Origin of the sequence: Magnetovibrio blakemorei (assembly GCF_001746755.1) — a bacterium.
Lineage (GTDB): Bacteria > Pseudomonadota > Alphaproteobacteria > Rhodospirillales > Magnetovibrionaceae > Magnetovibrio > Magnetovibrio blakemorei.
Map to the genome: position 1 here is coordinate 67,124 of NZ_MCGG01000042.1, position 12,705 is coordinate 79,828.

The 12,705-nt window shown below is 55.2% G+C and carries 7 protein-coding genes; 3 read left to right on the forward strand and 4 right to left on the reverse strand.

The features are described from left to right. Window positions 1–9 precede the first annotated feature (9 nt). Window positions 10–399 carry a hypothetical protein gene (locus BEN30_RS12005; protein ID WP_069958567.1) on the forward strand — a complete coding sequence of 130 codons (390 nt, stop codon included), beginning with the start codon at window positions 10–12 and terminating at the stop codon, window positions 397–399. Between the two features lie 83 nt (window positions 400–482). Here the strand turns inward: BEN30_RS12005 and BEN30_RS12010 are convergent, their stop codons facing one another. Next, window positions 483–2,075, reverse strand: coding sequence for a peptide chain release factor 3 (locus BEN30_RS12010; RefSeq protein WP_069958568.1), 1,593 nt, complete (start codon window positions 2,073–2,075; stop codon window positions 483–485). Between the two features lie 226 nt (window positions 2,076–2,301). Here BEN30_RS12010 and BEN30_RS12020 point away from each other — a divergent pair, with 226 nt between their 5' ends. Beyond that, entirely contained in the window at window positions 2,302–2,529 is a 228-nt protein-coding gene (locus tag BEN30_RS12020) for a hypothetical protein (protein WP_069958570.1), read from the forward strand. Between the two features lie 31 nt (window positions 2,530–2,560). Here the strand turns inward: BEN30_RS12020 and BEN30_RS12025 are convergent, their stop codons facing one another. Continuing rightward, window positions 2,561–2,965 (reverse strand): transglutaminase-like cysteine peptidase, encoded by a 405-nt coding sequence (locus tag BEN30_RS12025; RefSeq protein WP_069958571.1) that lies wholly within the window; start codon window positions 2,963–2,965, stop codon window positions 2,561–2,563. Between the two features lie 450 nt (window positions 2,966–3,415). Here BEN30_RS12025 and BEN30_RS12035 point away from each other — a divergent pair, with 450 nt between their 5' ends. Then, a complete protein-coding gene (locus tag BEN30_RS12035) occupies window positions 3,416–5,662 on the forward strand; it encodes an HD domain-containing phosphohydrolase (protein WP_170827043.1) in 2,247 nt (748 codons plus the stop codon). 54 nt (window positions 5,663–5,716) lie between these two features. On the opposite strand, the gene BEN30_RS12040 is transcribed toward BEN30_RS12035, so the two are convergent. Together BEN30_RS12040 and BEN30_RS12045 are read right to left on the reverse strand one after the other, a co-directional pair. Beyond that, a complete protein-coding gene (locus BEN30_RS12040) occupies window positions 5,717–5,923 on the reverse strand; it encodes a hypothetical protein (protein WP_069958588.1) in 207 nt (68 codons plus the stop codon). Window positions 5,924–6,087: 164 nt separating this feature from the next. After that, window positions 6,088–12,621: a tandem-95 repeat protein gene (locus BEN30_RS12045; protein WP_211563393.1), complete on the reverse strand. Its 6,534-nt coding sequence runs from the start codon at window positions 12,619–12,621 to the stop codon at window positions 6,088–6,090. Window positions 12,622–12,705: the final 84 nt, after the last annotated feature.

Consider the following 12,705-nt stretch of genomic DNA (forward strand, 5'->3'; position numbering starts at 1 on the left):
GCGTTCGTCATGAAGGTCATCACCACAAGTGTCAAAATTTTTGGCTGTTTTGCGCTGATGAGCGTCACAGCCTGTGGCGATTCAAGCAATGTAAACGATGCGATCTCGGCGCTGTCTGTGCATTATGCCATCACGCCCCCCAACAAAAAATGGGAACTGGCGTCCATTAAGCCCGCTTCCGATGCCAAAATGGTTGATGTTGTTGTTAATGTAACATCCGATTCAGACGTCTCCTACCTCAAAACCCTGAGCCGGATGGAACAACTTTCCGTGGCCAAGCTGGCTTGCCCGACGGCAACCCCAGAACTTAAGGCCGCCCTCGGCCAAAATCTGCGCGTTTGGGTCCACCTCTATGCCCAAAACAAAGAGATCACGTCCTCAATTTGCCCCGTGTTTTAAGGGGCGTCGCAGGAACGGCTGAGGGGGAGATCAGCTTTCAAAGCCCGGCCGAAACCCAACCCTACCCGTCCCCGAAAACAGGTCTAAACCAGAGATTGCTCTTTGGTTTTCTGCAATTTGATGGCCGGGAAGTCTTCAGTGGCTTTGTTGAGATGCCAAGCGTTGCGGGCCATGTAAACGGGGGCGCCGTCATGGTCCACGCCGGTGGCGCCGCGGTTTGAATCAACAAAGTCTTTGAGCTGCTTGTCATCGGGCGCTTCGATCCACCGCGCGGTGTAAAGCTCGGTTTGTTCAAAATGCACGGGGATTTCGTATTCCGTGCGAATGCGGTCCGCCAGCACTTCAAATTGCAACGGTCCCACCACACCGACGATCCAATCGGCGCCCAGGTTGGGCTTAAACACACACGCCCCACCCTCTTCCGCGATTTGCTGCAAAGCTTTGCCCAGGTGCTTGGCTTTCAAAGGGTCGGCCGGACGGGCTTTTTGCAGATATTCCGGGGCAAACGTCGGCACCCCGATAAAGCGCAGATCTTCGGTTTCCGACAGCGTGTCGCCAATGCGCAAGTTGCCGTGGTTGGGAATGCCGATGATGTCGCCAGCGACGGCTTCTTCGGCAACTTCTCTGTCTTGGGCCATAAACAGCACCGGATTGTGCAGGTTGATCATCTTGCCCGAACGCAAGTGCTTGAGCTTCATGCCGCGTTTAAAGTGGCCCGAATTGATGCGCATAAAGGCGATGCGGTCGCGGTGTTTGGGGTCCATGTTGGCTTGAATTTTAAACACGATGCCCGTGACTTTGGGTTCTGATGGCTGCACCATGCGAGTCGACGCTTGTTGGGGTCGCGGTGACGGCGCGTATTTAGCCAATCCGTCCAGCAATTCGCGTACGCCAAAATTGTTCACCGCCGAACCGAAAAACACCGGTGTCATGGTGCCTTCCAGATAGGCCTGATGGTCAAACTCCGGACACAGACCACGCGCCATATCAACATCTTCACGCAGTTTTTTCACCGCATGGGCGGGCAGCAGTTCATCGAGCTTGGGATCGTCCAAGCCTGCAACCTTTATCCCTGCGCCGATTTTACTGCCCTTGGTGCGCTCCATTAAAATCAGTTGATCGTTGATCAGATCGTAACAGCCCAAAAAGTCCCGGCCCATGCCGATGGGCAAGGTCGCAGGGGTGACGTCGAGCGCAAGGCTCTGCTCAATTTCGTCCAAAATCTCAAACGTATCGCGACTTTCGCGGTCCATTTTGTTGACGAAGGTGACAATCGGCACGTCGCGCAGGCGACACACTTCAAACAGCTTTTTGGTCTGGCTTTCCACACCCTTTGCACCATCTAACACCATTACAGCGCTGTCTACAGCGGTTAAGGTGCGATACGTGTCTTCGGAAAAGTCTTCGTGACCGGGGGTATCAAGCAGATTGAAGGTCTGCTCCCCATAATCGAAGGTCATCACCGAACTGGCGACGGAAATGCCGCGCTCTTGTTCAACCTTCATCCAATCCGATCGTGCCCGCCGGGCATCGCCGCGTGCTTTCACCGCACCCGCCAACTGAATGGCGCCACCGAACAGCAACAGCTTTTCGGTCAAGGTCGTTTTACCCGCATCCGGGTGCGCGATGATGGCGAAGGTGCGCCGGTTTTCAATGTAATTGACGAGATGCGACATGAGTTCACAGGGCCAAGAATTAAACAAAAGCGATTGACCCTAGTTTGTGCGGGGGTACAATCCAAAATGAAGCTGCGCGAACATAGGCAATTCGGTGAAAAACGCCAATGAAAAAGGTATCGTTTGCGTTGTCTGCCCCCATCGCCAACAGAACCCACTCTTGCAATGTGTTGGTTTCGGTTGTATGAGAAAAAAAATACAATAATTACACTCTTGAGGACGTACAATGGATAAGCTCAACCTGCCCCATTCTCGTAAAGACCGAACGGCCCCCCGCCGTACAGAATCGGACCGCCGCATAACGACCGAACAACGAGACATGATTGGTGATCGCCGCCAAGACTATTTTCGCGTCGAGATCGAACGCCGGGCCAATGACGAGCGCCGCGCAACAGCGGACCGCCGCGAACTAGATCGTCGTTCAGGGCGCGACCCACGCGGTGCGCAAGCCTAAGCCGGGATGGTAAAGGGCTTACATAAGTCCTTTACCCCTTGGGCAGATGCTTCCACCACGCTTTTTGATTGATGGAAAAGACGGGCTGGTAGTGCTTGATTTTGCTGGCTGGGACCACTTGCTTGATCTGATTGTCCAAAACATAGGGTTTGTCTTTGTAATAGACCACTAAGATCGCATGTCCAATTTTAAGATTGAGGTCTTTCACCGCCACGACCCGCAAATCGTCTTCGTTATAACCCAACAACAACAAAGACATAAATTTAGCAATGGCGTAATCCTCGCAATCGCCGAATTTTGACATAAACTCGCCAGGCGTAGCCCAAAAATCCTTTTGCCCCCAATTGACCGGATCGGTGATATAGGGCGCACGGTTCATGTAATCGTTGATTTCCCGAATTTGGCTGACAATATCTTTGTCCTTAATCCCGTCCAAAAACTTGATCCATTTGTCAAAATTGCACTTATCTAATTTTCTTTTCGCCGCATTCTCCCTTTTTTGAAGCGGCGGTTTCTTTGGAATAGCGCTCAATGGCCTCATTCCATTTGGTAAACGCACTCATATTTGTGGATTTTTGCTCTAAGGTGTCAAATATGCTCGGCGTGCTTGCAGCCTGGACACGCGGGGCCAACACGCCCACGCACAACACAACACCCACACAAAGCACGAACCTCCGCAAGGCGCGCGGACGCTTTGTCACATACCCGTGGGCTGGCTCATGACACGACATGGTGGGTTTTCCTATAAGCTCAAAGGCCTTCTGAGATAGTATATATGAAGCCAGCAAAAAGGCGCAAAGGCAATTCCCCTTTGCCAGGGTGGCTGAATATCGGTAGAGTCCCGGAATCGTTGAAGTTTAGCATGATTCCTCAAGGGGAGAGCCAGGTGACAGACGACGCGCCACAAACAAAGTCAGATTCCACCGCCGACAGCACCAAAAAAGAGGCCGTCGCACAACTGGAAGACGCCAAGCGTCCTGTCAATAAATTCGTTTTTATTGGGGTGTTTTTGATGCTTGCCGCGGTTGGCGGTTCCATCTTTGGGGCCTTCAAATTTGTTGAAGACGAACGCGCCCGGTCGCTTCAAGAATGGCAAATTCGCCTCGGCATCGTGGCCGATTCGCGTTCCTCCGCCATTGATGAATGGCTCGATGGCAATTTGAAAGCCATGCGTGAACTGGCGGAAAACGCCTCTCTCCAGCTTTACATGAGCGAAATCGCCAATGCCAAAGCGCCTAAGGCTCCTGGTGCTCCGGAAGATCCGTTTGCAACGTCCGAGTCCGATGGCGCTGCCGAAACCACCTATTTGCGCAACATCTTGACCGCAACGGCTGAGCGCACCGGCTTTAAACCACCCGTTGAAGCCGCAGAAGTATCCGCCAACATCGAACGCGCCGGCATTGCCGGGCTTGGTCTTGTCGACGCCGAAGGCCTGCCCGTTGCCTCTTCACCCAGCATGCCGCCCATGATCGGCGCCTTAAGAGACGCCGCCATGGAGGCCTTAAAGGGCAAGCCCACGGTCATTGATATCTATGTTGGCCCCTCTAACCTGCCCACCATCGGCTTCGCCCTGCCCGTCTATGGCATTCAAGACGACGGCCGCGGGGCCAAGGCGCTCGGTGTCGTAATTGGCGTTAAGGTGGTTGATGAAAGCCTTTACGCCAAACTGGTGCAACCTGGTCAGACCACCGAAACCGGGGAAACATATTTGGTGCGCAAACAGGGCATTACGGCGGAATACCTCTCGGCGCTGAAAGACGGTACTTTGCCGCTCAAGCGGGCCTTGGCGATGGACACACCGGATTTGGCCGCAGCCTTCGCCCTCACGTCACCCGGCGGGTTCGGTCTCAAACGCGACTATCTGGGGGAAGAGGTTCTGATGATCTCCCGCCCCATTTCCGGCGCACCCTGGGTGTTGATCCGCAAAATCAATCGTGCCGAAGCCCTGGCGGAAACAGAAACCCGCCTGACCACGCTGTTGACCGTGTTCATTTTGATCATTGTCGGCGTCACCGTTGCGGTCTTTGCGGTGTGGCGTCACGGTTCATCGCTGCGCGCGACCCAAGCGGCACAAAACTTCAAACTGTCGTCCGAGCAGTTTGAAAACCTGTCCAAATTCATGAACCTGATTTCAAACTCTCACCCTGCCGGTATCGTCGCGGTCAATGGCAACACGGTCTATACCTACGCCAACGAACCCGCCGCCAGAGAAGCCGGAATTCCCGTGGGCGACATGCTGGGCAAAACCATGGCCGCGGTCATGGGCCCCGTCAAAGCCAGTGTCTATACCGACATCAACGACAAAATCCTCACCCGGTTTTTAGAGACCGATGACCGGGATGGCTGTCGTGAAATGCACATCAGCACTTTTGGTGACGATGACGACGATGATGCCGATGAACTGAAGGTCATCAAGTCTGATCACATTCCTTTACGTGGTGATCGCAACCATCCGCCCGGTATCTTGATGATCTTGGAAGACATTACGGAGCTCACCCGGGAGCGCCGGCGCAGCGAAAAAATGTTGCGCCAACTGATTGACACACTGGTGAGCGTGGTTGACAGGCGCGATCCCTTCTCGGCCAATCATTCGTCCCATGTGGCCGAAGTCGCCAAAGCCATTGCCGAGGAAATGGGCAAAAACGAAGTGTCATCCAAGACCGTGGACATTGCGGGCAGCCTGATGAACCTGGGCAAAATCTTCATTCCACCGGAGCTTTTGACCAAAACCGGTAATTTGACCCCGCATGAACGTCAGACCTTGACGACCAGCTACTTGGTCAGTGTCGACTTGTTGAAGGACGTAACCTTCGAAGGCCCTGTGGTCAACACCATCCGCGATTTGGGCGAAACCTGGGACGGTAACGGGCCGTTGGGCAAAAAGGGCGAAGACATCCTTGAAACCGCACGCATCTTGTCCGTCGCCAACGCCTTCGTCGGTATGGTCAGTGCCCGCGCCTATCGCGATGCCATGTCGTTTGAAAAGGTCTCTGACATCTTGCTGTCCGACACCGGAAGCAAGTTCGACAGAAAGCCCGTGTCGGCGTTGATTAACTTCTTGGAAAATCGTGATGGTAAGGCCAAATGGGCACACTACCGTGAGCGTCCGGAAACTTCGCTTGAGGATGAGTAAGAGAGCTTTCCAGGGGCCAGCCCCTATTCATCTGCAAATGCTAAGGCAATGCCCTCAGGTTTGCGAGATTCCTTCAACAACAAATCCATCACTTGCCGGGTAGCGAGTCTCGATCTTCGCCAAGGCGCTGTCTTCGTTTTCAGCTTTGATCTCGATGTAATGACTATCCCCCCAGTCATCGGACAGCTGTCTGTGGTGATCGCCTTCTTTAAGGCATTTGCGCACATCCTCGTTGTACATAATCACTTCAAACGTTGGCATAACAATCTCCTTAAGGGGGGGGAGGTACTGGAACACGAAAATGGATGTTCGCCTATGACGAACATCACACCCCATGCGCCCCCTTCAAATTCACATATGTAACAAAGGCAAATGCGGCAACCGTAACGGTCGCCGCATTGCATGTTTGAGTGTGGTGACTCAAATCAATTATCGAAGTCGGGACCAACGCCGTCGGCACCGGTGTCCGTCGAAGAGTAACCGTCCGATGTGTCGTTATCGGCAGGATCGTAGCCTTCTTGTTCGACCTTGGCACCCATCGGGGACAAGCCGCCATAATTGTCGGCCGTGTCACCATCGGTGAGCGAGCTGATGTCGTATTGCTCCCCACCAAAGGTCAAGGTGTCGCTGTCATCGAACATTGCGGCCAAGGGATCCAGAGCGTCGGCAGTAGTGTCGCCAACGATATCCGACCCGCCCACATCTTCGGGCAAGACCACTTCGATGGTTGACGTGCTGGTGGCCGTGTCGCCGTTGGCTTCAGTGGAGGTCACCGAAACGTTGAGCGAGAAGTCGTCACCGACAGATTGGTCAACCTGCAAGGTCAGGCCATTCAAGTCGTTCTGACCGAATGTCCAGCTGCCGTCTCCGTTATCGGTACCCGCGCTGAAGGCTGAGCCATCGGGAACGCCGGAGATCGTCACGTCGGAAAGCGTTTCTGAACCATCCGTATCCGTCAGGCCCGTTTCGATGGTGATGTCATAGGTCAACAACATACCGTCTTCCGGGTTGGTCGCCGACATGTCATCCACACCGTATTGGCCATCCATAAACTGGAAGGTCTCGATGTTTTCGACCAAGCTCACACCGTCGGCACCGCCATCCAAATGTTCGACGACATACTGGCCATCATCCATTTCGGTGAACAGGTAATCTGCACGAACGCCGGTGAACACCATAACGTCATTGCCAGAGCCACCATCGACTTTATTGTAGCCGCCGCCAGCAAAGATCACGTCGTTGCCGTCGCCACCACTGATAACGTCGTTACCGGAACCGCCGATGATGAAGTCATCGCCAGAACCGCCCGACAGCACATTGTTGCCGGAACCACCGAAGAGGATGTCGTTGCCGTCATCACCTTCAAGGTTGTCGGCACCAGCGCCACCGAACAGCAGGTCGTTGCCAGAGCCGCCTTCGATTTCATCCGCACCACCTTTACCAGCAAGCACGTCACTACCGCTTCCGCCATCGACATCGTTATCTTTGTAGTTGCCGACCCATTCATCATCATATTTCGAAAGGTAGTCCTCTTTCTCATCTGAACCGGCATCCGCACCCGCACCTGCACCGAAGTTGATGTTGTCATAATCAAGATCAGTGGTGGCCGCAACGCCTTCGGTAACTTCTGCTTCTCCGATCGCTGTGGTCAGCGTTGGGGCCTCAGCCGCAAGGTCCGACACAAGGACGGAAACGGATTGGCTCACCGACGCGGTGTCGCCGTTGGGTTCCGTCGCTGTCGCTGTGACATTCAGGTCAAAGTCGGCGCTCACCGTGCTCGGCACGGTGACCGTCAGATCGCCCAGCTGTGCCGGGGTCAGCGTCCAGGTGCCGTCACCGTTGTCGGTACCGGCAGACAGGGTTGCCCCTGCCGGAACACCGCCAACCACCAGTGACAAGGTTTCAGAACCATCGGTATCGAACAAATTGGAACTGATCGTCAGCGGGAATTCTGTCACCGTCTCACCGGGTTCGGTAAGTGTCGTGGTGATGGAATGGATCAGGTAATCATCGCCTGAACCCGGTGCAGAGAACACGATCTGATCGAACGTGCCGCCATCGGTCGCGGTGAAATGAACCGCCGGATCAATCGCATCGGTAATACCGTCAACCGTGCCTTGACCAACAAGGACACCATCACGGTAAATTTCATACTCAGCCGTTTCACTGCTGTGCAGCCAAGCAAACTCGACAGCCACCGAAGACACATCGCCATTAAAGTCGACAATGATTTGCTCGGATACGCCATTGCCAGCATACCCCAGCTCGGCAGCATCGCCAGAACCGACACCATTCGCAACACCAAAGCCGGACGGATTGGCGTTAACGGTCAGCTTATCGGCTGATGGCTCGGACAAGTTTCCATTACCATCAACGCTACGTGCGGAAACCGTAAAGCCGCTATCGGTGTCTTTCATGTTATTGGCATTGATAGAGACATCTACCTCTTCGCCGCCCGAGATGGTCACGCCATTGCCCAAAGACACGTTCAGCGTCGGGGCATCGGCGATCGCCACCACTTCAACACTTGACGTGATGCTCGCCGTGTCGCCAGACGAACTCGTCGCCGTGACCGTCATATCCGACGCACCGCTATAGTTCTCACCTGGCGTCATGGACAGACCATCCAGTTGTTCCGGTGTCACCGTCCAACTGCCGTCACCGTTATCCGTACCGGCAGACAACGTCGCCCCTTGCGGCAAGCCGGAGATGTTGATGCTGACCGCATTGGTCGCCATGATATTCAACGGAATGACCATATCTTCGTCACCGGAAGCCCCGGCTTCGAATGTCACCGTCGGGATCTCCACATCCGATGCATCAACAGAAACGGTTTGACTGATCGAAGCGGTGTCGCCGTTGGGTTCAGTCGTCGTCGCCGTGACCGTTAAGTTGAAGTCTGCGGTTACGGCGTCAGTCGTCGTAATCTGCAAGCCGCTCAACTGCGCGGGCGTTAAGGTCCAGGTGCCATCACCATTGTCCGTACCAGCCGACAGGCTTGCGCCCTCTGGAATACCGTCAACCGTGATCGACAATGTTTCAGAACCATCTGTGTCGACCAAGTTCGAGGTGATATCCAGATCGAAGACTGTCGTCTCGGTCCCACCCCAATCATCGCCAGAGACAATTTGGAAATTGTCCAACAGAATGCCTTCATCAGACGCAGTAGCATCGACAGCCATATCGATTTTCAACTGGCCGTTTTCGTCCAAGGTCGCCGTAAACGACAGGTTCGCACTGTTGTCGGAGGTGCTGATAACGCTTTCGCCATTGGCCGCAACAGTGAAGTAGTCCTGGCTCCAACCGCTTGTATCCCAGCTTCCATAGCTGTCGATATCAAACGAAACAGTAACTGTCTGACCAGCGTTTTCCGCACCGAAATCAAAGGTCTTCGTCGCGGTGTCGTTGTAATCAATACTCATTCCGCCGTTTTCGCCAGAAATACAACCGCTCCAACCGGAAACACCGTCGGTGAAATCTTCAGAAGCCAGCGTCTCACCGGCACCTGTGCCGACTTCAGTGCTGACTCCTTCGCCAACACTGACGCTCAACGTCGGGGCATCGGCAACAGCCACCACTTCGACATTCGACGTCGTCGATGCCGTATCGCCAGACGAACTCGTCACCGTGACCGTCATATCCGACGTGCCACTATAGTTCTCACCCGGCATCATGGTCAGGCCATCCAGTTGTTCCGGCGTTACCGTCCAACTGCCGTCACCATTGTCCGTACCCACCGACAACGTCGCCCCTTCCGGCAAACCGGAAATGTTTACGCTGGCTGCATCCGTCGCAGTGATGTTCAGCGCAATGGCTGTATCTTCGTCACCGGAAGCACCGGCCTCGAATGTCACCGTTGGGATCACCACATCGGGAACATCAACACCAACCGTCTGGCTCACCGACGCGGTGTCGCCATTGGGTTCGGTCGCTGTCGCCGTGACCGTCAAATCGAAGTCCGCCGTTACGTCACCCGTCGTAATGATCTGCAGATCGGTCAACTGCGCCGGGGTCAAAGACCACGTGCCGTCACCATTGTCCGTACCGGCAGACAAGGTCGCACCTTCCGGCACACCCGCGACCAGCAAGGACAACGTCTCGGAACCGTCCTGGTCAACCAGGTTCGATGTGATATCCAAATCAAACGCCGTGGTGGCTTCGCCGTTGCCCGCCTGGGTCGTCAAGTTCAGGTTGACGTCATTGAAATCATGATCGCCACCACTGACAAGATCTTCCCAGTTCATGTTGCCGATAGCTCCGCTATCCGCTTCATGATCGTAACCGTCCGCATTCAGCGTCGGGTTGGTGAAGAACAGTCCACCTCCGCTTTCTGCCGTAAGTACGGTGCCGTTGCTATCAACAGCTTGCCAATGTCCGCTACCGTCTTGCTGGAACGTCACAGCCTCGCCGTTGGCAAGGTTCGGGTTCTGCGTCCCGCCATCCGACAACAGGAAGAAGCCGATGGTGCTGGGATCAACGCCATCCAGAGTGAAGCTATCGCCGACATCTTGCTTTGCATCGGCCCAGATCACGCCGCCTTCCACAGGCTCGCCATTTTCATCCATCCGGTACCAGCCGATGGTGTTTTCATAACCCGCACTGGCTTGCCCCACGTTCTCCAACGTCAGGCTGCCCATCGCATCGGTCGTCACGCCTTCACCGATAGACACATCCAGTGTCGGCGCATCGGCAACCGCAACAACGGCGACCGGAGCATTCACGGTGACGGTGCCGCCCTCGTTGGTTTCAGCCGTCACGCTCAAAGTCGGCGTGCCGCTGTAGTGCAGCTCAGGCGTCATGGTGAGAGAACTGATGCTCTCCAGCTCGTCGCCGGAAATCGTCCAGCTTCCGTCACCATTATCCGTACCCAGCGACAAAGACGCTCCCGAAGGCACGCCGCTGATCACCAAGTTGGCCAGCGTTTCGCCACCCACCGGGGTCACCACAATGCCGATCGGAATTTGCGTGTCTTCGTCACCGCTGCCACCGCCAACAATCGAGATACCCGGTGTGTCGCCAACCGGCGCAACCGTAACCGTTAGCGAACTCGTGCTGGTGGCACTGTCGCTCACATTACCCAAGGTATCGGTCGAGGTGCTCACCACGCCCAACTCGAACGTGCCGTTGTAGTCAGCAGGCGGAGTGATGGCCAAATCGGTCAGCTGTTCAGGCGACAGCGTCCACGTGCCGTTGCCATTATCCGTACCAGCCGACAGCTGGGCACCCGTCGGAACGCCCGTGATGGTGATGGAAATCACTTCTGAACCATCCGTGTCGGTTTCCGCCGTGGAGATGTTCAACGGGATGGCACTGTCTTCATTACCCGTTGCACCCGTTGTGCTCAGTTCAGGCGCATCGGCAACCGGCGTCACGTCGACACCGATGGTGCCCGTGGCCGTGCTGCTGTCGGTCAAGTTACCAGCCGTGTCCACCACCTGCGCGGTGATGCCCAGCTCGAAGTTGCCGGAATAATCCGACGGCGGCGTAATCGTCAGGCCTTCAAGCTGCGCCGGGCTCAACGTCCAGCTGCCATCTTGATTGTGCGTGCCAGCCGACAACGTTGCCCCTTCCGGCATGCCCGTGATGGTGAACTGGGTGATCGCTTCCGATCCATCCGTATCGCCAACCGCAGCCGTAATGTCCAAAGCAATCGCCGTGTCTTCCGCACCCGAAGCCGTACCGGAAACCGTTGCATCATCGGCAACCGGAATGACATTCACAGTGGACGTCGCCGAGGCAGCGTCACCATCAGCCGAAGTCGCCGTCACGCCGATATCAAAGGACCCGCTCCAATCCTGGTCCGGAGTAAACGTCAAGCCATCGAGTTGCGCCGGTGTCAAAGTCCACGTGCCGTCGCCATTATCCGTACCGGCAGACAATGTGCCGTTTGAAATATGGGTGATGGTCACGGCATCAGCATTACTGACCGTAATATCCAACGCAATCGTCGTATCTTCATTACCCGTGGCATTGATCGAATCCACGCTGGGGTTCAAGTCCGCAGCAACATCACCCACGGCAACCGTGGCCGAAGCGCTGGCGGAATCGTCATTCGACAATTCGGTCGATGTCGATGTGACGCTCAGGTTGAAGCCATCGGTTCCTGCAGGAACCGTCATGGTCAAACCGCTCAGATCGCCTGTTGCAACACTCCAGGTGCCGTCGCCGTTATCCGTGCCGGCGGACAAGGTCACGCCTGTCGGCACACCGCTCACAACAACAGACAACTCTTCGGAACCATCCGTATCGGTCAACGCTGTGGTGATCTCAACAGGGTAAACCATATCCCCATCGCCACCAATTGAGCTCGGCTCCAAACCTTCAAGAGAATCGCCATACGCAAAGGTCGTATCCGCATGAGCGGCGACAGGCAAATCCGACACCGTCATGCCGGGCTGGACATACACCATTTCACCTTCACCCGGACCAAAGCCCGGTGTGTGATTATCACCAGCCTTGACGGTCAGCCCCACCAAGGTTGAGTCCGGATAGTTTTCATTCAAGAACTCTTGAATTCCAAGGTCGTTGACATCATCCAGACCATGCCCAGGGAAATCTTCAACCTTAACTTTGGAAATATTTCCTGAGCCATCATCCAGATACATCACGATGTTGGAAATATCGTGATCCATCTCTGCTATGTCAGGCAAGAATCCTGCAACTTCACTCGGATCACCCAAACTCAACGTCAGCGTCGGCGCATCCGCGACGGCAACGACGGTGAGTGGCGCGTTGACGGTAACGGTACCGCCTTCACTGGTGAGCGCCGTTACGCCCAAAGTCGGCGTGCCGCTGTAGTTCAAATCCGGTGTCATGGTCAAGTTCGACAAGCCTGACAACTCATCGCCAGATATAGTCCAACTTCCATCGCCATTGTCTGTGCCCAGCGACAAGGTTGCACCCGAGGGCACGCCACTGATCACAACATTGGCCAGCGTTTCGCCGTCCACTGGTGTCACAACAATGCCGATCGGAACAGCCGTGTCTTCATCACCGCTGCCACCTCCGACAATCGAGATCCCTGGAGTATCGCCAACGGGAGA